This window comes from Streptomyces sp. NPDC052016 (genome assembly GCF_044548445.1).
In the GTDB taxonomy this organism is placed as follows: Bacteria; Actinomycetota; Actinomycetes; order Streptomycetales; family Streptomycetaceae; genus Streptomyces.
Genome location: NZ_JBIUBX010000025.1, coordinates 132915 through 156839, shown reverse-complemented (window position 1 = coordinate 156839; position 23925 = coordinate 132915). Strand labels below are relative to the sequence as shown.

At 72.6% G+C, this 23925-nt stretch carries 16 protein-coding genes and 1 riboswitch; of the genes, 6 read left to right on the top strand and 10 right to left on the bottom strand.

The window, feature by feature from the left end; all coding sequences use genetic code 11:
* The first annotated feature begins 214 nt into the window (after positions 1-214).
* A riboswitch (cyclic di-AMP (ydaO/yuaA leader) is annotated at positions 215-401 on the top strand.
* 3 nt (positions 402-404) lie between these two features.
* On the top strand, positions 405-884 hold the full coding sequence (locus ACIHAR_RS28875; protein ID WP_365460793.1) for a transglycosylase SLT domain-containing protein: 480 nt from the start codon (positions 405-407) through the stop codon (positions 882-884).
* 18 nt (positions 885-902) lie between these two features.
* On the opposite strand, the gene ACIHAR_RS28870 is transcribed toward ACIHAR_RS28875, so the two are convergent.
* A complete protein-coding gene (locus ACIHAR_RS28870) occupies positions 903-1727 on the bottom strand; it encodes an HAD family hydrolase (RefSeq protein WP_365460791.1) in 825 nt (274 codons plus the stop codon).
* Positions 1728-1982: 255 nt separating this feature from the next.
* On the opposite strand from ACIHAR_RS28870, the gene ACIHAR_RS28865 reads away from it, so the two are divergent.
* The 3 genes from ACIHAR_RS28865 (at position 1983) to ACIHAR_RS28855 (ending at position 5447) form a co-directional block, all read left to right on the top strand.
* On the top strand, positions 1983-3047 hold the full coding sequence (locus tag ACIHAR_RS28865) for a GNAT family N-acetyltransferase (RefSeq protein ID WP_400022526.1): 1065 nt from the start codon (positions 1983-1985) through the stop codon (positions 3045-3047).
* Between the two features lie 55 nt (positions 3048-3102).
* Complete coding sequence (locus ACIHAR_RS28860; protein ID WP_400022525.1) at positions 3103-4401, top strand: glycosyltransferase; 1299 nt, start codon at positions 3103-3105, stop codon at positions 4399-4401.
* Between the two features lie 221 nt (positions 4402-4622).
* On the top strand, positions 4623-5447 hold the full coding sequence (locus ACIHAR_RS28855; protein ID WP_400022533.1) for a polysaccharide deacetylase family protein: 825 nt from the start codon (positions 4623-4625) through the stop codon (positions 5445-5447).
* Positions 5448-5699: 252 nt separating this feature from the next.
* Here ACIHAR_RS28855 and ACIHAR_RS28850 read toward each other — a convergent pair whose 3' ends face one another.
* The 5 genes from ACIHAR_RS28850 to ACIHAR_RS28830 all read right to left on the bottom strand — a co-directional run bounded on the left by ACIHAR_RS28850 (position 5700) and on the right by ACIHAR_RS28830 (position 13482).
* Entirely contained in the window at positions 5700-6764 is a 1065-nt protein-coding gene (locus tag ACIHAR_RS28850; RefSeq protein WP_400022532.1) for a glycoside hydrolase family 26 protein, read from the bottom strand.
* Positions 6765-6925: 161 nt separating this feature from the next.
* The gene (locus ACIHAR_RS28845; RefSeq protein ID WP_365460783.1) at positions 6926-7351 is read right to left on the bottom strand and encodes a hypothetical protein; all 426 of its coding nucleotides are present in this window, start codon (positions 7349-7351) and stop codon (positions 6926-6928) included.
* Entirely contained in the window at positions 7348-9144 is a 1797-nt protein-coding gene (locus tag ACIHAR_RS28840; RefSeq protein ID WP_365460781.1) for a glycosyltransferase, read from the bottom strand. The genes ACIHAR_RS28845 and ACIHAR_RS28840 overlap by 4 nt, the downstream gene beginning before the upstream one ends.
* A 182-nt stretch (positions 9145-9326) precedes the next feature.
* Positions 9327-11972 carry a lipopolysaccharide biosynthesis protein gene (locus tag ACIHAR_RS28835; protein WP_400022524.1) on the bottom strand — a complete coding sequence of 882 codons (2646 nt, stop codon included), beginning with the start codon at positions 11970-11972 and terminating at the stop codon, positions 9327-9329.
* Positions 11973-12216: 244 nt separating this feature from the next.
* Complete coding sequence (locus ACIHAR_RS28830) at positions 12217-13482, bottom strand: DegT/DnrJ/EryC1/StrS family aminotransferase (protein WP_400022523.1); 1266 nt, start codon at positions 13480-13482, stop codon at positions 12217-12219.
* Between the two features lie 403 nt (positions 13483-13885).
* Between ACIHAR_RS28830 and fahA the strand changes: the two genes are divergently transcribed.
* Positions 13886-15097: a fumarylacetoacetase gene (gene fahA / locus ACIHAR_RS28825; protein ID WP_365460923.1), complete on the top strand. Its 1212-nt coding sequence runs from the start codon at positions 13886-13888 to the stop codon at positions 15095-15097.
* Between the two features lie 202 nt (positions 15098-15299).
* Positions 15300-16238 (top strand): M56 family metallopeptidase, encoded by a 939-nt coding sequence (locus ACIHAR_RS28820; RefSeq protein ID WP_365460777.1) that lies wholly within the window; start codon positions 15300-15302, stop codon positions 16236-16238.
* Positions 16239-16450: 212 nt separating this feature from the next.
* On the opposite strand, the gene recQ is transcribed toward ACIHAR_RS28820, so the two are convergent.
* The 4 genes from recQ to nuoL all read right to left on the bottom strand — a co-directional run bounded on the left by recQ (position 16451) and on the right by nuoL (position 23915).
* Positions 16451-18463, bottom strand: a complete 2013-nt coding sequence (gene recQ / locus ACIHAR_RS28815) for a DNA helicase RecQ (protein WP_400022522.1) — start codon at positions 18461-18463, stop codon at positions 16451-16453.
* 237 nt (positions 18464-18700) lie between these two features.
* Positions 18701-20350 (bottom strand): NADH-quinone oxidoreductase subunit NuoN, encoded by a 1650-nt coding sequence (nuoN, locus tag ACIHAR_RS28810; RefSeq protein WP_365460773.1) that lies wholly within the window; start codon positions 20348-20350, stop codon positions 18701-18703.
* Positions 20347-21918, bottom strand: a complete 1572-nt coding sequence (locus ACIHAR_RS28805; RefSeq protein WP_365460771.1) for an NADH-quinone oxidoreductase subunit M — start codon at positions 21916-21918, stop codon at positions 20347-20349. The genes nuoN and ACIHAR_RS28805 overlap by 4 nt, the downstream gene beginning before the upstream one ends.
* A gap of 5 nt (positions 21919-21923) precedes the next feature.
* Positions 21924-23915: an NADH-quinone oxidoreductase subunit L gene (gene nuoL, locus ACIHAR_RS28800; protein ID WP_400022521.1), complete on the bottom strand. Its 1992-nt coding sequence runs from the start codon at positions 23913-23915 to the stop codon at positions 21924-21926.
* Between the last annotated feature and the right edge of the window lie 10 nt (positions 23916-23925).

The window sequence follows — 23925 nt, the reverse complement described above, 5'->3', positions numbered from 1 at the left end:
TTCGCACATCGAGCCATCCCTGGAACCGGATCCCGCAATTCCACTTCTGTGCTGGGGCAGTTGACGGTTTCCAGCAGCAAAGGATCAAGCACCCCATACACACCTGATCAAGGTCATTACGCCTGTTCCACGAATCAGCCACTTGTTCCGGACATGTGCTCTCGCATACGTTCCCGCCCAGTCGGGCGGACCGCCGAATCCTGCCGCCGCCCTTCACCACCCATCGACGAACCACTCGCACGGCAGGAGCGGGGGACCCAGGTAGAACGCCGGGCCGTACGTCACGCACGTACCGGACCGGCTCGGGGTGAAGTCGCGTCGCCGTACCCCTACGGCGGCCGGCCGGGCACCTCCCAGCCCGAACCCGACAGCTCACCTCGCAGGCGACGGAGAGGAACTTCGCCATGCCCGCTGCCGCTCAGCCCCGCCGCAACCGCCGCCCCCGCCTCGCCCGCACCGTCGCCGCCGTCTGCACCGGCGCCGCCGTGCTCGCCCTCCCGCTGGTCGGCGCCACCAGCGCCTCCGCCGCCACCACGCCGTCGGGCACCACCCTCGCCGGCTACCCCAACAACCTCGACGGCTGGATCCGCCAGTCCCTCGCCATCATGGCGGAGCGGGGCATTCCGGGCACGTACAACGGCATCCACCGCAACATCATGCGCGAGTCCTCCGGCAACCCGAAGGCCATCAACCTCTGGGACTCCAACGCGGCCAAGGGCACCCCGTCCAAGGGCCTGCTCCAGGTCATCGACCCGACCTTCGCCGCGTACCACGTGCCCGGCACCGCCTACGACCCGTACGACCCGGTCGCCAACATCACCGCGGCCTGCAACTACGCGGCGGACCGCTACGGTTCGATCGACAACGTGTTCGGCGCGTACTGACCGGACCTTCCGTCCCCTCTAGGGGAAGAGGCGCTCGAGGACGACGGCCACGCCGTCGTCCTCGTTCGACGTCGTCACCTCGTCGGCCACCGCCTTCAGTTCGGGGTGGGCGTTGGCCATCGCCACGCCGCGCGCCGCCCAGTCGAACATCGGGATGTCGTTGGGCATGTCACCGAAGGCGATCGTGTCCTGGGGCCGCAGACCCAGGTGTTCGGCGGCCAGCGCCAGGCCCGTCGCCTTGGTGATGCCGCACGGCTGGAGCTCCACCGTGCCCGGCCCCGACATGGTGACGGTCGCGAGCGAGCCGACCACCGAGCGGGCCGTCGCCGCCAACTCGTCGTCGGACAGGGCGGGATGGCGCAGCAGCACCTTGCTGATCGGCGCGCACCACAGGTCGTCGCGCGAGCCGACGCGCAGGGCCGGCAGGGTCGGGTGGGGCATCCGGTAGCCCGGCTCGATCAGCGTCAGCCCGTCCACCCCGTCCTGGTCGACGGCCGCGTACACCAGCCCGACCTCCGCCTCGATCTTGCCGAGCGCGGTCTCGGCCAGCTCCCGGTCCAGGGTGACCGACCACAGCAGACGGTCCGCGCCGGCGTCGTACAACTGCGCGCCCTGTCCGCACACCGCGAGCCCCCTGCTGTGCAGGTTCTCCAGCAGCGGCCGCACCCGGGGTGCCGGGCGGCCCGTCACCACCAGGTGGCGGGCGCCGGCGGCCGCCACCCGCGCGAGCGCGTCGAGCGACCGGTCGGAGAAGGTGTCGTCGCCGCGGAGCAGCGTTCCGTCCAGGTCGGTGGCGACGAGGGGGTACGCGCAGCGCGCGGCATCTGCGAAGGGTGCGGCCATGATCAGAGAATACGGATTCCGGCCGCTCCCAACTCACCGGCCGTTCAGCCCGATCGGCCGCCGGCGCACGGACCGGGGCCCTGCGGAAGCAACAGCTTTCTGACGCAACGCCGGGTACGGACCGGTTAAAGGCCTCTGCACCGGTTGGCAACAAGATGGTCCGCTACCTACCGCCCGAACTGCCAGGAGCGGTACCGTCCAGGTGTCCAGGGGGGACTTGATCGGGGGGTCAGGTTGAGCAGTGGACGTATTCGCGTGCTGAGGCCGGAGGATCTCGGCGAGGGGGAGCGAGAGCGGTGGCGGGCGCTGCGCGCCGCGTCCACCGTCCCGCGCAACCCGTTCATGGAGCCGGAGTTCGCCGCCGCCGTGGGCCACGTACGGCCCCGCGCGCGGGTGGCGGTGGTGTACGAGGGGCGGGAGCCGGTCGGCTTCCTGCCCCACGAGCGGGGCCGTCTCGGCCGGGGCCAGGCCCTCGCGTACGGCGTCTCGGACGCCCAGGGAGCCGTGCTGAGCCCGGGCATCGGGCTGGACGCGGACGAACTGGGGCGGGCGTGCTCCCTGTCCAGTTTCGCCTTCGACAACCTGGAGGCGGAGCAGGGGCTGTTCGTCCCGCACGCGGCCGCCGAGTACGCGTCCTACGTCATCGACGTGGAGAAGGGGTACGAGACCTACGAGTCCGTACTGCGGGCGCAGTCGCCGAAGTTCCTGAAGACGACGCTCGCCAAGGAACGCCGGCTGGGCCGCCAGGCCGGGCCGCTGCGGTTCGTGTTCGACGAGCGCGACCCGGCCGCGCTGCGCACGCTCGTCGCGTGGAAGTCGGCGCAGTACCGCAGGACCGGCCGCCGGGACCGGTTCGCGCAGGAGTGGATCACCCGGCTCGTGGCCACGCTCGCCGAGACGCGCGCCCCGGAGTGCTCCGGCACGCTGTCCGTCCTCTACGCCGGTGAGCAGCCGGTCGCCGCGCACTTCGGGCTGCGCTCGGCGACCGTTCTGGCCTGCTGGTTCCCCGCGTACGACCCGGACTTCGCGAAGTACTCGCCCGGCCTGGTGCTCCATCTGCGGATGGCCGAGGCGTCGGCGTCCGAGGGCATCGGCCTGCTCGACCTGGGGCGGGGCGCGGCCGAGTACAAGGACTCGCTGAAGACGGGAGAGCTTCCCGTCTACGAGGGAGCGTGGACGCGTCCGGGGGCGGGCGCCGCGCTGCACTGGCTCAGCCGTGAGCCCGCGCGCCGCGCACACCACTTCGTGCGCCGCCGGCCGAGGCTCGCGTCGGCGGCCGCACGGGTGCTGCGGAGCGCGGGCCGGTTGCGCCGGTCGTGAGGGCAGGGGGCTCATGCCAGGGAGAGGATCAATGAGAGCAGGGGGGTCGTGGTTCATGTCCCGCGCACGTGTGGAGCAGGAGATCCGGAGGTTCCTCGACATCGGGCCGGTCCAGGTCGCCGAACTGGACCTGCAGGGGGCCGAGGCCACCCTCAGACCCGGCCCCGGCAGCCCGCCCGTCACGCACGGCCAGGTGTTCCTCCTGGTCAGGAGGGACGGGCGGCCGATCGGCACCCTGCTCGGGCTGGTCCCGGAGGGCGCCGACCCCAAGGCCGCCCTCGCCGGGCCGGCCCGGGAGCGGTTCGCCGCGGAGGCCGCCGCCGCCGAAGCTCCTCCGACGCCGCACACCGGTGTGCCGCACACCAGCGTCGTCATCGCCACGCGCGAACGGGCCGACCGGCTCGCCCACGCGCTCGACTCGATGCTCGCCCAGGACCACGCGGACTTCGAGATCGTCGTCGTCGACAACGCGCCCGTCACGGACGCCACCCGGGACCTGGTCGAGTCCAAGTACGCCGAGCGCGTCCGGTACGTGACCGAGCCGGTGCCCGGTCTGGCCGCCGCGCACAACAAGGGCGTCGAGGCCGCGCGCGGCGAGGTGATCGCCTTCACCGACGACGACGTCGTCGCCGACCCGCGCTGGCTCACCGAACTCACCGCGCCCTTCGCCGCCGACCCCGGCCTCGGCTGCGCCACCGGCCTGATCCTGCCGGCCAGGCTGCGGACACCGGCCCAGGTGCTGCTGGAGAGCCACGGCGGCTTCGCGAAGGGCTTCACGGCCCGCACGTACGACCCCGCTGACCCGCCGGCCGACGAGCCGCTGTTCCCGTTCACGGCGGGCCGGTTCGGGTCCGGGGCCAACATGGCCTTCCGCGCCGACGTGCTGCGCGCGGTCGGCGGCTTCGACCCGGCGACCGGCGCCGGCACGCCCGCCCGCGGCGGCGACGACCTCTACGGCTTCGTCCGCGTCCTGGCCCAGGGCCACCGCCTGCACTACACGCCCCAGGCCCTGGTCTGGCACCACCACCGCGAGACCTGGCGTGACCTGGAGACCCAGGCGTACGGCTACGGCGCCGGCCTCACCGCCTATCTCACCGCGATCCTCGTCAACCGGCCCGGCCTGCTGCCCGCGTTCCTCGCCCGCCTGCCCCGGGGCCTGGCCCACGCGCGCGCACTGACCGCGACCCGGGAGGCGGACGCCGGGGGCGCACCGGGCGGCCACGACGACCGGAGCCATCCGTGGCCACGGCGTCTGTCCCGGTTGCAGCGCCGGGGGATGGCGTACGGGCCCGTCGGCTACCTGCGGGCCCGGCGGGCGTTGCGGGCGGCCGTGGTCTCCAGGGGGTCGCGATGAAGGGGGCCGAGGGCGGCAGAGACGGAACAGGCGGGGCGGGCGACGGGATGTCCGGGACAGGCGGGGCGGGCGACGCGATGTCCGGGGCGGGCGGTGCCGTGGTCGGGGCAGGCGGCACCGTGGCCGGGGCCGACGGCGTGATCGCCGGGGCGGGCGGCGCCGTGACCGGAGCCGACGGCGTGATGGCCGGGGCGGGCGGCGCCGTGACCGGAGCCGACGGCATGACGGCCAGGGCGGGCGGCACCGTGGCCGCCGGGGCGAGCATCCCCGTGTTCCTCTATCACGCCGTGATGGAGGACCCGCCCGACTGGATCGCGGAGTTCACCGTCACTCCGAAGCAGTTCGCGGCGCATCTCGACGCCGTCGTCGGCAGCGGCCGTACGCCCGTCACGGTCAGCGCGCTCGCCGACCACCTCGCCGGGCGGGCGCCGCTGCCCGCCCGGCCGGTGGTGCTGACCTTCGACGACGGCTTCGCCGACCTTCCGGGACCGACCGCCGAGGCCCTGGCCGGGCGCGGGCTGTCCGCCACCGCCTACCTCACCACCGGCGCCATCGCCCCGGGCGGGCGCAGCCTGCTGCCACCCGCCCCGATGATGACCCTGGACCAGGCGGCGGGACTGGAGCAGTACGGCATGGAGGTCGGCAGCCACACCGTCACGCACGCCCAGCTCGACACCCTGGCCCCCCGGGACCTCGCGCGTGAGCTGCGCGACTCCCGCGCGGTGCTGGAGGACGCCCTCGGCCACGGCATCCGCCATCTCGCCTACCCGCACGGCTACAACAGCGGGCGGGTGCGGCGCATGGCGGCCGCCGCAGGCTACGAGACGGCCACCGCCGTACGGCACGCGCTCAGCTCGGACCGGGACGAGCGGTACCGCATCGCCCGGCTCATCGTGCGGCGCGGCCACACCCTCGCCGACGTGGAGGGCTGGCTGGCGGGCGAGGGGGCACGGGTCGCGCCGTACCGGGACGGCGCGAAGACGGTCGCGTGGCGGTGGTACCGGCGGGCCCGCGCGGTGGTGCGCGGACCCGTGTTCGCGGGCTGAGGGCCGGCGGGCGGGCGGTCCCCGGCGCTGTTCCCCGACTCGGTGTGCGGGCTGCGGAGTACGGGCTACGCGCTGGCTACGGGCTACGGACCGGGGGCTGCCGGCTATGGACCAGGGGCTGCCGGCTACGGACCAGGGGCTGCCGGCTACGGACCAGGGGCTGCCGGCTGCGGCTGCGGACCGCGGTCTCCGGCCGCCCGGCTCCGTGCTCCCCGTGCCGTGCCGGCTGCCCCGGCGGCTCGTCGCGGCGCCTCATCCGAACGGCTGGTTGAGGTAGGGGTCGGAGACCGCCTCGCGCAGGCTGTCCCACGCCCGGTCGCCGGCCACCGCGAGATCGCAGTGGGGGCCGGGGTCGCGGTAGTTCCACTGGAGCGCGGCCTTGACGCCCGTCAGGCTCTTGAGGACCTTCGGCACCTGCGCGTACCACTCGGCCTGGCGGCCGGGCCGTGCCGGGTCGTTCGCGGTGCCGAACTCCGAGAGCATCAGCGGCTTGTCGTCGGAGATGTTCTCGCGGATCCAGTCGTGCGTGGCCCGCTGCGTCTGGGCGAAGGTCAGCCAGCCCGCCCCGTGACACCGGTAGTAGTTGTACTGGTTGTAGGCGACCCAGTCGACGTACTCGTCGCCGGGATACATCCGCTTGATCAGGTCGGCGTGCTCCAGGTAACCGGTGGTGATCCAGGTCCACACCACGTTGGTCACGCCCAGCTGCCGGAACCGGTCGTGGATGTGCCGGTAGGCGCGGACGTAGTCCTCCGGGGTGCCGTTGGCCGGGGTGCGGGTGTCCATCTCCAGGTCGAAGGAGAGGAAGACCTTCTTCCCGTACTCCTTGACGCGCCGGGCCTGGACGTCGATGACGGACGCGTCGAGGTCGCCGTCGGCTATCTGCTTCCAGGTGGGCTGCTGGGCCTTCGTGCCGCCCCACCACTTGCTCTCCCAGGAGAGCAGCAGCAGACGGTCGTCGGCCGCGACCCGCCGCTCCTCCTCGGTGAGCAACTGCCCCTCCAGGCGGTCGCCTTCGACGAGGGACATGTCGTGGTAGGTGTACACGATGTCGAGCTTGCGGCCGACGCGCTTCTCGTAGTCGCGGACCTTCTGGGAGAGATTCTTCTTGGTGTGCGGGACGAAGGCGCCGAACCAGGCTCCGCAGGGCGGTTCGAGGAGCGCCGTCGGGGCGCACTCACCGCCCGTGGCGGAGGGCCGGGCCCCGGGGCCGGCCACCCCCGGTCCGGAGGCGTCGCGCAGGAGCAGGACGGCGGTCAGGACGGCGCACAGGGCCGTGGCGACCGCCAGTAAGCGGTGACGGGGCCGGTGGAGCACACGGGGTTCGCGCGGGCGCCGGTGACGGTGGCTGCGGCCGTGGCCATATCGGTCTGTGTCGCTTCTGCTGTCGCTGTTGCTGTCGCTGTTGCTGTCGCTGTTGCGGTGGGTGGGGCGGTCGTCGCCGGGCGGGCGATCGTCGCCGAAAGGGTGGAGCAACCTCACAGAGCAGAACCCTTCCCAGTCCTCGGCGGGGAGGCGCGCAGCCGCGGGCAGAACGCGGCGAACGTGGTCAGCAGCGTGAGCGTGAGCAGGACGCGCTGCGCGCTGTAGGCGTGTGTGGCGATGAAGACCGTCGCGGCGACCAGCACGACGGCCACGCTCACGAAAACGGTCAGCATCAGTCGTTCCAGCAGGTCGGAGTGGCGTTCGAAGGCCGGGTCCCGAAGCTCGACCGGCCCCGCGGCGGGGGCCGTGGCCAGCGCGGGCCCGCAGATTCTGAGCAGGGCGGCGCCTGGCCCGGCGGCGAGGAAGAGGATCATCGCCGCGCCCCGCAGCGGGGAGCCGCCGGGCAGCGCCAGGGCGGACAGGGCGAGCCAGCCGCCGAACGGGGGCAGCATCCGGACGACGAGTTCCTGCGGGGTCACCGGCCCGCCTCCTTCAGTACGTAGGCCGAGCCGGCGTCGTTGGCGGCCACCCGCTCGAACAGGGGGGACCCGGCGACGGACTGTTCGATGCGCTCCAGTCGGCCCCCGGTGAGCAGGCCGTTCATCTCGGCGTCGGCGAACTGGCCGCGGGTGAACAGCAGATAGGCCCGGCCGGGCGCTTCCACGGCGGACATGTCACGCGCGAGGGTGGCCGCCGGATCGCTGACGATCCGGTCGACGTGCTCGCGGGCGTCGTCGAGGAACCAGTAGTGGTCCACTCTCCAGTACTGGTCGAACGCCAGCGGGTAGTTGCGGTCGGCGGCGACGACGAGGGAGTTGTCGGGGGCCTGGTCGAACACCTGCTGGACCAGGTCCACTTCGGCGGGCGGGAAGTAGCTGATGCGGTCCTTGCCGGAGTAGCTCGGCACGAAGGCGAGGGTGCCGGCGAGGAGCGCGAGCAGCGGCAGCCAGGCGTAGCGGCGCGGCTCGCGCCGTCCGCCGCCGTGGGGGCCGTACTGCCGGCTGTTCTCCCAGGCCGTCAGGGTGCGTACCTGCGGCAGCAGGGCCGCGGCAGCGAAGAAGGCCGCGCCGGGCAGCATGAACATCAGCACCCGGAAGATCATCTCGCTGCCGTAGCTGCTCGCGCCTAGCATCGGCAGCGGAGCGGCCGCGATCAGCAGCAGCGGCATCGCGCGGTGGCGCAGCACCGGCTGGCGCACTACGCCCACGACGGCCAGCAGCAGCACCGAGGCCGACAGCAGCCGGGCCACCCAGGACGTCGTCACCGCGCCCGTGCCGGTCGGGGTCGCGCCGTATCCGGTGGAGACGTTGCCGCCGATGTCGCCGATCGAGCGGATCATCTCCGGCATCGTCGCGGAGAGGAAGGGCAGCGCGGCCGTCAGGCACCACGCCAGGAAGATCACCGCGGTCGTGAGCAGCGGCACCTTGTCGCGGTAGCGGCGGACGAGGAACAGGGCTGCCAGCGTGACGATCAGCATGCCCGGGGTGAGCTGGTGCGAGATGACGACGGCGACGACCAGCAGGGTGAGCAGCACCGTCCACACCACCTGGCGCTGCTGCGCCGCCGTCTGGCCGGGGCGGCCGTAGCGCCGCAGGACGACGGCCAGTACGCCGAGGTGCAGGGCGAAGGCCACGGACTGGGGGGAGAAGTAGTCCTGGCCCACCCAGTTGGCGATGCAGAAGAGCCAGACCGCGGTCCAGATCAGGCGCCGGTCGTCGGTGAAGGTGCGGTAGATCAGCACCAGCGGGAGCAGCAGCATCAGGCTGGAGACCAGGGGCCACCAGGCCATGAACTGTGCGGCGGAGTCCACGCCGAGCAGCTTGACCAGGGTGGCCTGGGCGGCGAAGAACCCCGGCCACTGGTCGTAGACGGCCAGGTCGCCGAGCACGTCCTCGCCCTGCAACCGGCCCGCCGTCAGCAGGTGGTCGATGACCGCGTCGTGCTTCCACGCCCACGCGTACAGCGGCGTCGGGTAGAGCACGGCCTGGGTGGCGCGCTCCATCACCAGCAGGCCGAGCACGTACGCCGGCGCCCAGCCGGGGTGGCGGCGCGGGCCGCGCAGGGTGAGCCAGAAGCCGGCGGTGAGCAGCGCGAGGCCCGCCCAGAACGTGGGGTGCACCGCGGTGACCAGACCGAAGTCGTCGAGGTCGGAGACGTCGGTGTGGGTCACCGCCCAGCCCCACAGGGCGAGGGCGGTGAGCAGCGCGGGAGCAGGGTGGAGCGCGGCGTTCCGCCAGGGGCGTGCGGGTGGGAGGTCGGAGAGGTCGCCCACGGGCTCACCACCTGTCGGAGCGGGCGCCTCCGGTGCGGTCGCGGTTGCGGCAGCGGGTTTCGGCTGCGACGCGGTGGCGACGTCGGCTCCCGGGCCCGGTGCGGGCTCCGGCTCGGATCTCTCCCGTGAAGTGGTTGGCGGACGCACGACGGTTCCCCCCTGGCGTTTGGCTCTGAGCGTGATCAGTCGCTGGACGGGTCTCGGTTTCGATCGGTGGGACGGGTGTTCACGTACGAGGACCTCGGAGCGCGCGCGGACTCGGCGGACGGACGAAGGTTCGATTCCGCGGCGGACGGACGGTGGGGCGACTCCGCCGAGGACGGAGGGCCCGCGGGCTCCGTCGACGGCGGACGGTGGGCCGGCTCCGCGGCGGACGGAGGGCGCGCGGACACTGTCGACGGCGGACGGCGCGCGGCCTCCGCCGACGGCAGGCGGTCCGCGGCCTCCGTGGACGGCGGCCGGTCCGCGGCCTCCGTGAGCGGCAGACGGTCCGCGGGCTCCGTGAGCGGCAGACGGTCCGCGGGCTCCGTCGGCGGTTCGGCGCGGCGGAGCGACAGGAGCAGGACGAGCAGGAACAGCAGGACGAGCAGGGGCAGCGCGAGGGGCGCGAGCGCTTCTCTCCCCGCCCAGCCCCCCACGGCGGCGAGGTAGACGACCCCCCAGCGCGCCGCCCACGGCAGCCTCCCGCCGAGACGGTCGCCGAAGCGGTCGCCCACCCGGTCGAGCAGCAGCCACAGCGCCATCAGGCACAGCAACTGACAGACGGGCGGCACCCAGCGCAGCAGCGGCTCGGCCCCGGGCAGGCCCAGGGTCTCCGCGAAGAATGCGGCCGTTTCCCGGTAGAACGTCCCCCCCAGCGCCCGTGGTTCCCGGCCGAGGGCGATGGGCACGGAGTACAGGGCGAGCGCGACGAGCCCCAGCGCGACCCCCGGTAGCCGGACGTCGCGCCGCACGCCCAGGGTCACGGTGGCGACGAACAGCACGAGCAGCAGGAGCCCCGCGACGATCGCCGCGCCGGGCAGCCTGCCGAGCATCCCGGGCCCGCTCAAAGACGCGGCGAGCGTGTCGTCGACCGGCCCGCCGAGCCACGGCAGGTCCCGCAGCGCCGTCGAGAAGACGACGGCGGTGGCGCCGAGCAGGCTCCACAGCCCGGCGCGCAGCCACCGCTGACCGCGCTCGGACCACAGGCCGTTCCCCTCGTAGTCGGGCTCCGGCTCGGGCCGGCCGCCTCCGGTGCCTTCCGAGGGCGCGGTGTCCTTCTGGGGCCGGACGATCACGGCGAGGGTGTCCGCTTCCAGGGCCTCCCGCTCGTAACCGGGACGCCCTATGAACAGCGCGACGGTGTCCTCGTCGGAGGTGCCCCGCTCGTACTCCGCCCGGCGCGCCCAGCTCGTGCCGTACCCGGCCGTGGCGTTCAGCCGGGACCAGCGGGCGCCGTCCCCGGGAGTCGCGTCGGCGGGCGCCTGCGCGGGGGCCGCCCGGTCGGCGGGGGGCGCGGGCGGCGTGACGGGCGCCGTGGCGGGCTCCCGCAACGCCGCCCGCAAGCCGACCACCGAGACGACGGCGATCAGCGACATGCTCAGCAGCACCGCCCAGCCCGCGCCCGCGATACCGGCGGGGGTGAACAGGACGGCCGCGCTGCCCAGCACCAGCGTGCACATCGCGCCCTGGAGCGCGGCGAGCACCCCGGTGCGGCCCTGCACCCGAAGGACCCCGATGTACAGCTCCACCACGACCCGCGGCAGCGCGCCGGCGGCCAGCAGCCGCAGCACGGTGGTGCCGTGCTCGGCGTAGTCCGGGCTGAACGGCATCAGGATCTGCGGGGCGAACACCACCAGTACCAGCACCACCGGCACCAGCAGCAGGGTCATGCGGCGCAGTGCCCCGCGGACGCCGTCGGCCAGGTGGCGCGGGTCGTGCGAGGCGTGCGCGGTGAGGGAGGAGGCCATGTTGATGGCCATGAACTCCATCGTGCCGCCGACCGTGTACGCCACGTAGAAGTAGCCGTTCTCGGCGGCGCTGAAGCGGACCGCGACCATCACGGGCAGGAGGTTGATCATCGCGAGGCTGAACAGCGCGCCCAGCGAGTCGCCCGCCAGGAAGCGGCCCATCTCCCGCAGCCGGGGCGGCTCCAGGTCGCGGTCGGCGGCGGCCTGGCGCGGGATCAGCCTGCGGAAGATCAGCCAGCCGAGCGGCAGCGTCGAGAAGGCGATGGCGACGGCCCAGGACACGAAGATGCCGAGCACCGGCAGCGCGCCGGCGCACACGACCAGCAGAATCAGCTTGCCGACCGAGAACACCGCGTTGCCGACCGGCACCCATCCCGATCTGCGCAGCCCGGTCAGCACCCCGTCCTGGAGCGTGAGCAGCGCCCACGCCACGCACGCCACGACGAAGGCCGCCCCGGCGACCGGTGTGCCGAGCGGCGCGTACGACGCCCCCCACAGGTCGAGGGTCAGCAGGAAGACGAACGCGGCGATGGCCACGACCACCGAACTCGCCGCGTAGGCCCGCCACACCAGCGAGCCCGTGGCCCGTCCCGCGCGCGGGACGAAGCGGACGACGGCGCCGATCATCGTCGTCGCCGTGATGCTCGCGAGCAGACGCATCGCGGCGATCGCGGCGGAGCCCTGGCCGACGGCCTCCTCCGAGTAGTAGCGGGCGGCCACCAGCCAGAAACCCAGGCCGAGCACGGCGGAGACGCCGGTGCTGAGCATGAGGAAGTAGGCGTTCCTGAACAGGGAGTCGGAGCCGTGACTGTGGCCGTGGCCGTCCGGCTGGGCTTGACCGTCCGGCTGTGCTTGGCCGTCCGGCTGGGGCTCGGCCACGCCTTTTCCGGCCGCTGCCCCATCTGATCCGGATCCGGCCACACCTGATCGGTTCACACCTGGTCCGGCCTCGGCCGCACCCCCTCCGGCCCCGCTCCCGCCGCTTCCCGTGGGGCCGGCCGGGCCGGCGGGCGCCGCGACGGGCTCGTGCACCTGAACTCCCGCCCGTCTGCAGGCCGCCGGTCCGTTCCGGCTGCCGGCCTCCGCCCCGGTGTGTGTCTCGGCCTGCGTCCCGGCTCCTGTGTCAGCCACGCGTCGGTTCCAGCCCTCCCGGCGCCTCGGCCGGCCGCACGCCGGACTCCTGAAGCACCTCGACGACCCGCCGCGCCCGCAGCGGATCCACGGGCAGCGCATGCCGCGCGAACCAGCGCGCGCCAGCGGGATCGGGCGAGGGGTCCGTGAACGCCGCCCCCGCGTAGTCGTCCAGCGGCGGGTCGTAGAGGTACCCGACGACGATCCCCCGCCGCGCGAGCGCCGCGATCGCGGCGTCCCGGTCGGCGACGAACAGGGGGACACGGAAGAGGGGTTGGACGGAGCCCGGGCCCGCCCCCGCCGGCAGTTCGCTCGCCCCACCCGGCCCGGCGGGTCTGGCCCACGGTGTCGACAGCAGCAGCTCCGTGCCCGCCCGGCAGGCGGCCAGCACCTCGTCCAGCCGGTCGAGTCCGCGTCCGATGCGGCCGAGGCGCAGCGGGCCCGAACGCAGCCGGTAGTCGTGCATGTCGACGCGGATCCACGAGTCGTGGGCGGTGAGGTCCGGGGCCGCGTCGACCGCCCGCGCCAGTTCCTCCGCCCGCAACGGCATCCTGATCTCCTCGCGCTCCGTCAGCCCGAGCAGCCGCATCGTGGCCCACGCGGCACGCCGCAGCCGCAGTCCCCGCACGGCGGCCTCCGCGTACGGCCTCGCGGTGAAGGCGAGTTCGGCGGTGAGGCGCCCGGGCAGCAGCAGGTCCTCGCAGGTTTTCTCCAGGGCCTCGCGCAGGCCCGGGTCGGCACAGGCGAGGAAGCCCCCGGCCTTGGCTCCGACATGCTTGGACAGGCTGAACACGGAGGCGTCCCCCCAGGCCCCGACCGGCCGGCCGCCGACCTCGCTGCCGATGGCGTGTGCCCCGTCCTCGAACAGCGGGATCCCCAGCGCGTCGCACTTCTCGCGCAGGCGCGGCGCGTCGTCCGGATTGCCGTACAGGTTCGTGGTGAGCACCGCGGACAGCGAGCCCCACACCTCGTCGGGCACCGCGTCCACGTCGATCGACGCGTCCAGCGGGTTCAACGGCGCCTGCACCGGCCGGAGACCGGCCGCGAGCACCACGAAGAAGATCACGTCGTCGTTGACCGGCGACATCAACACCCGTCCGCCGGGCGGGCACCAGTGGCGCAAGGCCACGAACAGCCCGAACCGGCACGACGGCACGTACACGCATTCCCGGCCGAGTCTGCCGCGCATGGTCTCTTCCAGCCGCTTCGGCCGTGAACCACGCCGCGCCGACCCGAGGCCGGCCTCCCCTTTGGCCATCCGCCCCCCAGGTGTGCCGGAGGAAGGCCCCCTCCCCGAGGCCTTCCAGCACCCGCCCAGAGTCTCCCTGTTCGCACCGCTCCGTCAAGATTGCGGTCCGGCCTGTGGACAACGCGCCGTACACAAGTGGAAGCGGAGCGCTGTCGGTCGGCCGGCTCGTCCCTCGCCTCCCGGGTCCCTCGCGTGTCGCCGCGGTGCCACTCCTCCGAGGTCAGCCGTAACGTGTGCGACGGCTCGGCCTCTCGGCGGAGCCACCGCGGAACCCCGACAGGACCCCCGCGGGCAACTCGCACATGGCGAGCACGCGGCCATGGCGAACACAGGTGCGTATATGGCGCATGCGCGGCGCACACGCGGCGCATACACGGCGAGCACGAAAGCGAGGCAGCACCCGATGCCCCCCTTGGCCCCCTTCGACCTCCCCGAAGGCGACCCCTTCGGGCCGCACAACCTCCCGTACGGCGTCTTCTCCCCGGCCGGCTCCGAGCGGCGGACCGTCGGCGTCCGGCTCGGCGACCAGGTCCTGGACGCGGGCGCGGCGGCCCGGGCTCTCGGCTCACCGCACGCCGACCTGCTCTCCCGTCCGACTCTCAACCCCCTGCTGGCAGCGGGCCGCACGACCTGGTCCGAGGTACGAAGCTCCCTGACGGAGTGGGTCACGGATCCCTCCCGCCACGAGACCCTCGCCCCGCTCCTGCACCCCCTCTCCTCGGTGACCCTGCACCTCCCCTTCGAGGTCGCCGACTACGTCGACTTCTACGCCTCCGAGCACCACGCCCGGAACGCGGGCGCGATCTTCCGCCCGGACGCGACGGACACCCTTCTGCCCAACTGGAAGCACCTGCCCATCGGCTACCACGGCCGCGCCGGCACGGTGGTGGTCTCCGGCACGGACATCGTCCGTCCGTCGGGCCAGCGCAAGGCGCCCACCGACCCCGCACCCGTCTTCGGCCCGTCCGCACGGCTCGACATCGAGGCCGAGGTCGGCTTCGTGGTGGGGGTGCCCTCGCGGCAGGGCCGGCCGGTGCCGCTGGCCGACTTCCGCGAGCACGTCTTCGGCCTGTGCCTCCTGAACGACTGGTCGGCCCGCGACATCCAGGCCTGGGAGTACGTGCCCCTCGGCCCGTTCCTCGCCAAGTCCTTCGCCACGTCGGTCTCCGCGTGGATCACCCCGCTGGAGGCACTGGAGGCGGCGCGGGTCTCACCCCCCGAGCGCACCCACCCCCTGCTGCCCTACCTGGACGACGCGTCCACCGAGCCCGCCGGCTACGACCTGCGGATCTCCGTCGCCCTCAACGGTCACGTCGTCTCCGAACCCCCCTTCTCCACCATGTACTGGACGGCCGCCCAGCAACTCGCCCACCTGACGGTCAACGGCGCCTCCCTGCGCACCGGCGACCTGTACGGCTCGGGCACCGTGAGCGGCCCCGCCGAACGCCAGCGCGGCTCCCTCCTGGAACTCACCTGGAACGGCCGCGACCCCCTCGAACTCCCCGACGGCAAGCGCACCTACCTGGAGGACGGGGACGTGGTGACCCTGTCGGCCTGGGCCCCGGGACCGGACGGCCGGCGCGTGGGCCTCGGCGAGGTGACCGGACGGGTTCTGGCGGGCTGACTCCGGCGGACGTCACCGGCATACTGGCGGCGGGCACGGTCCTCGCACCGGGCCCGCCGCACGCACCCACCCGGAGCGCGGGCGACCGGAGTTCGGCCGTTCGGCCCGGCCGATCCAGCGGATCCGGCCGTTCCGGCCGGCCCGTCGACTCCGGCCCGTTCTCCACCCCCGTCCTCACCGACCAGGATCCGGAGCCCGTGGCATGACCGTCATCCTGCTCCTGCTGAGCGTCGTCGCGCTGACCGCGGCCGTGCCGGTGCCGCGTGCGCTGACCCGGGCCGAGTGGCCCGAGCGGGAGCCGGTGGTCGCGCTGTGGGTGTGGCAGTGCCTCGTCGCCACGGTCCTGCTGTCCTGTCTGACGGCCCTGGTCCTGGGGGCCGCCGCCGTCTTCAACACCGTCCGCGCCCAGGTCTTCGCCCCCGCCCCGCCGGTCGTGACCGAGGCGTACGACCTGTCCACTGCCCCGGTGTGGGCGACGGCCCTCACGGTGCTGCTGGCGTGCGGGGCCGCCTGGACCACCGCGATGCTCGCCCGCGAGCTGGTCGAGGCGCGTCGGCGCCGCGGCCTGGCCCGCGCCCATCTGCGGGAACGCGCCCCCGACCTCCCCGCGGGGCTGCCCGCGGCCCGCGGCCCGCTGCTGGTCCTGGAGGACGAGTACCCGGACGCCTGGTGGATGCCCGGCAACCCGCCCCAGCTGATCGTGACCACCGGCGCCCTGCACCGCCTCACCTCCCATCAACTCGACGCGGTCCTCACCCACGAACGCGGTCACGCCCGTGCCCACCACGACTGGCTGCTGCACCTGTCGACGGCCCTGGCGACCGGCTTTCCGCGCGTGCCGCTGTTCGCCCACTTCTGCGACCAGACCCACCGGCTGGTCGAACTCGCCGCCGACGACACGGCGTCCCGCCGCTGCGGCCATCTGACGACGGCTCTGGCCCTGATCGAGCTCAACCAGCACCGGGGCGTCCTGTCCTGCGCGTCCAGCCGCCGCCTGCTGGGGGAACGCGTGGACCGTCTCCTCCAGCCACCTCCACGCCTGCTCCGCCGGCACCGCGCGCTGACGACGACGGTGGCGGCACTGGTCCCCCTGCTGCCCCTGCTGATCACCTTCGCCCCGGGCCTGACGGCGCTGACCTGAACCCCGCGTCACAGGCCGGCCCACCGACGTCCGCGGACCGGCCGACCCGTGCCATCCCCGGCCGGTACCGCGCCCGACCCGTGCCGCGCCCGACCCGTGCCGCGCCCGACCCGTGCCGCGCCCGACCTGGACCGCGCCCGGCCCGTGCCCACTCCGGCCCGTGCCACGCCCCGCCTGTGTCCCGTCGCCGACCGGCCCCGGGCCCCGGCCCGCTATGTCCAGTCGTCGGGTTCCGGCTCCGCTTCCATCTCGGGCCAGTCGTCCGGGCCGTCGGGCTCGTCCGGGAGACCCGAACCGCCCGGACCCGCCGCTTCCGGGGCACCGGCCTCCGGCGCCGAGCCCGGCGCGCCGCCCAGCGACGCCAGCACCTCGAGCACACCCTCCCCGTACGTCACCAGCTTCTTCTCGCCGACCCCGCTGACACCGCCGAGCTGCCGCACCGAGGTCGGCCACACCGTGGCGATCTCCCGCAAGGTGGCGTCGTGGAAGATGACGTACGCCGGGACGCCCTGCTCGCGGGCCTGTTCGGCGCGCCAGGCGCGCAGGGCCTCGAAGGCGGGGACCAGTTCCTCGGGCAGCTCGGCCGCGGCCGCCTTCGCCTTGCGGTCCCCGCGGCCGGACGTGGACGACGAGCCCGGTCCGGCGGTCGCGGGCTTCCTCGGCTCCTTGCGCAGCGGCACCTCCCGCTCGCGCCGCAGCACCGCACCGCTCGCCTCCGTCAGCACGAGCGTGCCGTAGTCCCCCTCGACCGCGAGCAGCCCCTGCGCCAGCAACTGCCGGACGACGCCGCGCCATTCGCCCTCGGTCAGCTCCTCGCCGATGCCGAACACGGACAGCTGGTCGTGGTCGAACTGGATCACCTTGGCCGTGCGCTTGCCCAGCAGGATGTCGACGATCTGCACCGCGCCGAACTTCTGTCCGCGCTCCCGCTGCAGCCGCACCACCGTCGACAGCACCTTCTGCGCCGCGATGGTGCCGTCCCAGGTCTCCGGCGGTGCCAGGCAGGTGTCGCAGTTGCCGCAGCCCGCCGGGGCGGGTTCCTGGCCGAAGTAGGCGAGCAGCTGCCCCCGCCGGCACCGGGCCGTCTCGCACAGCGCGAGCATCGAGTCCAGGTGCGCGGTGGCCCGCCGCCGGAACGCCTCGTCGCCCTCGCCGGACTGGATCAGCTTGCGCTGCTGGATGACGTCGTTGAGGCCGTACGCCATCCAGGCCGTCGACGGCAGCCCGTCGCGTCCCGCGCGGCCGGTCTCCTGGTAGTAGCCCTCGATCGACTTGGGCAGGTCGAGGTGGGCGACGAACCGCACGTCCGGCTTGTCGATGCCCATGCCGAAGGCGATGGTCGCCACGACGACCAGGCCTTCCTCCCGCAGGAACCGCGACTGGTGCGCCGCGCGCGTGCCCGCGTCCAGACCCGCGTGGTACGGCACCGCCTCGATGCCGTTGCGGGAGAGGAACTCGGCCGTCTTCTCGACGGAGTTGCGGGAGAGGCAGTACACGATGCCCGCGTCGCCGGCGTGCTCCTCCCGCAGGAAGCTCAGCAGCTGCTTCTTCGGGTCGGCCTTCGGCACGATCCGGTACTGGATGTTGGGCCGGTCGAAGCTCGCCACGAAGTGCCGTGCCGTCGGCATGTTCAGTCGCTGGGTGAGCTCCTGGTGCGTGGCGCGCGTGGCCGTCGCCGTGAGCGCGATCCGCGGGACGTCCGGCCAGCGCTCGCCGAGCAGGGACAGGGCGAGGTAGTCGGGACGGAAGTCGTGGCCCCACTGGGACACGCAGTGCGCCTCGTCGATCGCGAAGACCGCGATCTTGCCGCGGGAGAGCAGGTCCAGCGTGGAGTCCAGACGCAGCCGCTCCGGCGCCAGATACAGCAGGTCCAGCTCTCCGGCCAGGAACTCGGCCTCGACCACGCGGCGTTCGTCGAAGTCCTGGGTGGAGTTGACGAACCCGGCGCGCACACCGAGCGCCCGCAGCGCGTCCACCTGGTCCTGCATCAGGGCGATCAGCGGGGAGACGACCACACCCGTGCCGGGTCTGACCAGGGCCGGGATCTGGTAGCACAGCGACTTGCCACCGCCGGTCGGCATCAGGACGACGGCGTCCCCACCGGCCACCACGTGCTCGATGACCGCTCCCTGCTCGCCGCGGAAGGCCTCGTATCCGAAGACCCGGTGCAGCGTGGCCAGCGCCTCGCTCTCCGTCGTCCCCGCAGTCGCGCTGATCGCCGTCATCTCCCTGATCCCGCCTGTCCCACCCACTGTCCGGTCCCCCGTACGTCGTCCTTCGACCACTGCCTCCACCATAGGGGCCCGGACCGACATCGCCCGGAGTTGTCCACAGGCTCGATCCGGTGACACTCGGTGACCGGCCGCCGTGACCCGGCCGCGTCACGGCGAAGGCCCCGGCTCCCTCCGAGGAGCCGGGGCCCGCCCTGGGGCACCGCAGGCCGGCGCACCGGCACCGCCGGGTCAGCGCACGAAGACCCCTGCCTGGCTCGCCAGGTCGAGGAAGTACTGCGGCGCCACACCGAGCACCAGCGTGACCGCCACGCCCACGCCGATCGCCGTCGTCGTCAGCGGTGACGGCACCGCGACGGTCGGGCCCTCGGGCCGCGGCTCGCTGAAGAACATCAGCACGATCACGCGGACGTAGAAGAACGCCGCGATCGCCGAGGAGATCACACCGACCACGACCAGCGGTGCCGCACCGCCCTCGGCCGCCGCCTTGAACACGGCGAACTTCCCGGCGAACCCGGAGGTCAGCGGGATGCCCGCGAAAGCCAGCAGGAACACCGCGAACACGGCCGCCACCAGCGGTGAGCGACGGCCCAGCCCGGCCCACTTGGACAGGTGGGTCGCCTCACCCCCGGCGTCCCGCACCAGCGTCACCACGGCGAACGCGCCGATCGTCACGAAGGAGTACGCCAGGAGGTAGAAGAGGACGGACGAGACGCCGTCCGGTGTGGTCGCGATGACGCCCGCGAGGATGAAGCCGGCGTGCGCGATGGACGAGTACGCCAGCAGCCGCTTGATGTCGGTCTGCGTGATCGCGATGATGGCGCCGCCCAGCATGGTGATGACCGCGACGCCCCACATGACCGGCCGCCAGTCCCAGCGCAGGCCGGGCAGGACGACGTACAGGATCCGCAGCAGCGCGCCGAAGGCGGCCACCTTGGTCGCCGCGGCCATGAAGCCGGTGACCGGCGTGGGCGCGCCCTGGTAGACGTCGGGCGTCCACATGTGGAACGGGACAGCGCCCACCTTGAACAGCAGGCCCATGACGATCATCGCGGCGCCGACCAGCAGCAGCGCGTCGTTGCCCATGGTGTCGGCGAGCGCCGGGCTCACGTTCGTGACCGTGCCGTCGACGACCTGGGCGATCGTCGCGTACGACACCGAGCCGGAGTAGCCGTAGAGCAGGGCGATGCCGAACAGGGTGAAGGCGGAGGCGAAGGCGCCGAGCAGGAAGTACTTGACCGCGGCCTCCTGCGACATGAGCCGCTTGCGGCGGGCCAGCGCGCACAGCAGGTACAGCGGCAGCGAGAAGACTTCCAGGGCGATGAAGAGGGTCAGCAGGTCGTTGGCCGACGGGAAGATCAGCATGCCCGCGACCGCGAAGAGCAGCAGCGGGAAGACCTCGGTGGTGGTGAACCCGGCCTTGACCGCGGCCTTCTCGCTGTCGCTGCCCGGCACGGAGGCGGCCTGAGCGGCGAAGGAGTCGACGTGGTTGCCGTGCGCCTGCGGGTCGAGCCGCCGTTCGGCGAAGGTGAACAGGCCGACCAGGGCGGCCAGCAGGATGGTGCCCTGGAGGAACAGGGCCGGACCGTCGACGGCGATCGCGCCCATCGCCGCGATGCGCGCCTTGGTGGTGCCGTACCCGTCCGCCGCCAGCGCCACGACCGCCGCGAAGGCCGCGGCCAAGGCGACGACGGAGACGAAGAGCTGGGCGTAGTAGCGGTGCTTTCGCGGCACGGACGCCTCGACCATGATCCCGACGATCGCCGCTCCCACGACGATCAGGGTGGGCGACAGCTGTGCGTATTCGATCTTCGGCGCGTCGATCTTCGAGACCGGGTCGGCCGCGGTTGTCCACAGGCTGTGGACGACTGCTGTGCTCACTTGGCCGCCTCCACCTCGGGCTGGGGGTCCTTCTTCTGTACGTCGGACAGGGTGTGCTTGACCGCCGGGTCGACGATGTCCGTGACGGGCTTCGGGTAGACGCCCAGGAAGATCAGCAGCACGATCAGCGGGGCCACGACCACGAGCTCACGCACGCGGAGGTCCGGCATCGTCGAGACCTCGGGTTTCACCGGGCCCGTCATCGTCCTCTGGTAGAGGACGAGGGTGTAGAGCGCGGCCAGCACGATGCCGAAGGTGGCGATGATGCCGATCACCGGATAGCGCGCGAACGTGCCGACCAGGACCAGGAACTCGCTCACGAACGGCGCGAGACCGGGCAGCGACAGCGTCGCCAGGCCGCCGATCAGGAAGGTGCCGGCGAGCACGGGCGCGACCTTCTGCACACCGCCGTAGTCGGCGATGAGCCGCGAGCCGCGCCGCGAGATCAGGAATCCGGCGACCAGCATCAGCGCCGCCGTCGAGATCCCGTGGTTGACCATGTAGAGCGTCGCGCCCGACTGGCCCTGGCTGGTCATCGCGAAGATGCCCAGGATGATGAAGCCGAAGTGCGAGATCGACGCGTACGCCACCAGCCGCTTGATGTCCCGCTGTCCGACGGCGAGCAGCGCCCCGTAGATGATGCTGATCAGCGCCAGGACGAGGATGGCGGGCGTGGCCCACTTGCTCGCCTCCGGGAAGAGCTGCAGGCAGAAGCGGAGCATCGCGAAGGTGCCCACCTTGTCGACGACCGCCGTGATGAGGACGGCGACCGGGGCGGTGGACTCCTGCATGGCGTTGGGCAGCCAGGTGTGCAGCGGCCACAGCGGCGCCTTCACCGCGAAGGCGAAGAAGAAGCCCAGGAACAGCCAGCGTTCGGTGTCCGTCGCCATGTCGAGCGAACCGTTGGCCCGGGCCTCGGCGATCTCCGTGAGCGAGAAGTTCCCGGCGACCACGTACAGCCCGATCACCGCGGCCAGCATGATCAGACCGCCGGCCAGGTTGTAGAGCAGGAACTTCACGGCCGCGTAGGACCGCTGCGTGGACGCCGTCTCCTCACCGTGCTCGTGGGCGCGGTCCCCGAAGCCTCCGATGAGGAAGTACATCGGGATGAGCATGGCTTCGAAGAAGATGTAGAAGAGGAAGACGTCGGTGGCCTCGAAGGAGAGGATCACCATCGCCTCGACGGCCAGGATCAGGGCGAAGAAGCCCTGTGTCGGCCGCCACCGCTTGCTGCCGGTCTCCAGCGGGTCGGCGTCGTGCCAGCCCGCGAGGATGATGAACGGGATCAGCAGCGCCGTGAGCGCGATGAGCGCCACCGCGATGCCGTCGACGCCCAGCTCGTACCTGACCCCGAAGTCCTTGATCCAGGAGTGGGATTCGGTGAGCTGGTAGCGGTCGCCGCCGGGGTCGAAGCGGACCAGTACGACGACCGCCAGGGCGAGCGTGGCGAGCGAGAAGAACAGCGCCAGCGATTTGGCGGCGTTGCGTCGCGCGGCCGGGACGGCGGCCGTGGCGATCGCCCCGATCGCGGGGAGCGCCGCCGTCGCTGTCAGGAGAGGAAAGGACATCGGTATCAGACCGCCCTCATCAGCAGGGTCGCGGCGATGAGGACCGCCGCACCGCCGAACATCGAGACCGCGTACGACCGCGCGAAGCCGTTCTGGAACTTGCGCATGCGGCCGGAGAGGCCGCCGACCGAGGCCGCCGTGCCGTTGACGACGCCGTCGACCAGGGTGTGGTCGACGTAGACCAGGGACCGCGTCAGGTGCTCGCCGCCGCGGACCAGGACGACGTGGTTGAAGTCGTCCTGGAGCAGGTCGCGCCGGGCGGCCCGGGTGAGGAGCGACCCGCGCGGGGCGACGACCGGGACGGGGCGACGGCCGTACTGCGCGTAGGCGAGCGCGACGCCCAGGACCATCACGGCGACCGTGGACAGCGTGACCGTCAGGGCGCTGACCGGCGGGTGCCCGTGCTCGTACCCGGTGACCGGCTCCAGCCAGTGCACGAAACGCTCGCCGATGCCGAAGAAGGCGCCGGCGAAGACCGACCCGACGGCCAGCACGATCATCGGGATCGTCATGACCTTGGGCGACTCGTGCGGGTGCGGCTCGCCCGTCGCGGCAGCGACATGACCAGACGCCGTCTCGCCGTGGTGCTGGGCCGCGGGCTCGGCGCTCGGCGCCTCCGGGGAGCGGGTGGGCTGGTTCCGCCAGCGCTCCTCGCCGAAGAACGTCATCAGCATCACGCGTGTCATGTAGTACGCCGTGATGGCCGCGCCCAGCAGCGCGCAGCCGCCGAGGATCCAGCCCTCGGTGCCGCCCTTGGCGAACGCCGCCTCGATGATCTTGTCCTTGGAGAAGAAGCCGGACAGGCCCGGGAAACCGATGATGGCGAGGTAGCCGAGACCGAAGGTGACGAAGGTGATCGGCATGTACTTGCGCAGACCGCCGTACTTGCGCATGTCGACCTCGTCGTTCATGCCGTGCATGACCGAGCCGGCGCCGAGGAACAGCCCGGCCTTGAAGAAGCCGTGCGTCACCAGGTGCATGATCGCGAAGGCGTAGCCGATGGGGCCGAGGCCCGCGGCCAGCACCATGTAGCCGATCTGCGACATGGTCGAGCCGGCCAGCGCCTTCTTGATGTCGTCCTTCGCGCAACCGACGATCGCACCGAACAGGAGCGTGACCGCGCCGACGATCGTGACGACGAGCTGCGCGTCGGGTGCGGCGTTGAAGATCGCCGCGGAGCGGACGATCAGGTACACGCCCGCGGTCACCATCGTCGCCGCGTGGATGAGGGCCGAGACCGGGGTCGGGCCCTCCATCGCGTCCCCGAGCCAGGACTGCAGCGGCACCTGTGCGGACTTGCCGCACGCCGCGAGCAGCAGCATCAGGCCGATCGCCGTGAGCTGGCCCTCGGTCGCGTCACCCGCGAGCCCGGCCTCCTCGCGCGTGCCGAGCAGCGGGCCGAAGGCGAAGGTGCCGAAGGTGGTGAACATCAGCATGATGGCGATCGACAGGCCCATGTCGCCGACGCGGTTGACCAGGAAGGCCTTCTTCGCGGCGGTGGCGGCGCTGGGCTTGTGCTGCCAGAAGCCGATGAGGAGGTAGGAGGCGAGGCCGACGCCCTCCCAGCCGACGTACAGCAGCAGGTAGTTGTCGGCGAGGACGAGCAGCAGCATCGCCGCGAGGAACAGGTTCAGGTAGCCGAAGAAGCGGCGGCGCCGCTCGTCGTGCTCCATGTACCCGACCGAGTACAGGTGGATCAGCGAGCCGACGCCCGTGATCAGCAGCACGAACGTCATCGACAACTGGTCGACGCGGAAGGCCACGTCCGCCTGGAAGCCCTCGACCGGGATCCAGCTGAACAGGTGCTGGGTCAGCGTGCGGTCGGCGGCGTCCCTGCCGAGCAGGCCGGCGAAGAGGACGAGGCCGAGCACGAAGGAGACGGCCGCGAGCAGCGTGCCGATCCAGTGGCCGACGGCGTCGAGCCGGCGGCCGCCGACCAGAAGGACGGCCGCTCCGAGCAAGGGCGCCGCGACCAGCAGCGCAATCAGGTTCTCCACGATTCTTCCG

What these genes read in the sequence shown, in the direction of transcription:
- ACIHAR_RS28875 (WP_365460793.1), top strand. Translation starts at nt 405, where the DNA reads ATGCCCGCTGCCGCTCAGCCCCGCCGCAACCGCCGCCCCCGCCTCGCC.
- ACIHAR_RS28870 (WP_365460791.1), bottom strand. Translation starts at nt 1,727, where the DNA reads ATGGCCGCACCCTTCGCAGATGCCGCGCGCTGCGCGTACCCCCTCGTC.
- ACIHAR_RS28860 (WP_400022525.1), top strand. Translation starts at nt 3,103, where the DNA reads ATGTCCCGCGCACGTGTGGAGCAGGAGATCCGGAGGTTCCTCGACATC.
- ACIHAR_RS28855 (WP_400022533.1), top strand. Translation starts at nt 4,623, where the DNA reads ATGACGGCCAGGGCGGGCGGCACCGTGGCCGCCGGGGCGAGCATCCCC.
- ACIHAR_RS28830 (WP_400022523.1), bottom strand. Translation starts at nt 13,482, where the DNA reads ATGGCCAAAGGGGAGGCCGGCCTCGGGTCGGCGCGGCGTGGTTCACGG.
- ACIHAR_RS28820 (WP_365460777.1), top strand. Translation starts at nt 15,300, where the DNA reads ATGACCGTCATCCTGCTCCTGCTGAGCGTCGTCGCGCTGACCGCGGCC.
- recQ (WP_400022522.1), bottom strand. Translation starts at nt 18,463, where the DNA reads ATGACGGCGATCAGCGCGACTGCGGGGACGACGGAGAGCGAGGCGCTG.
- ACIHAR_RS28805 (WP_365460771.1), bottom strand. Translation starts at nt 21,918, where the DNA reads ATGTCCTTTCCTCTCCTGACAGCGACGGCGGCGCTCCCCGCGATCGGG.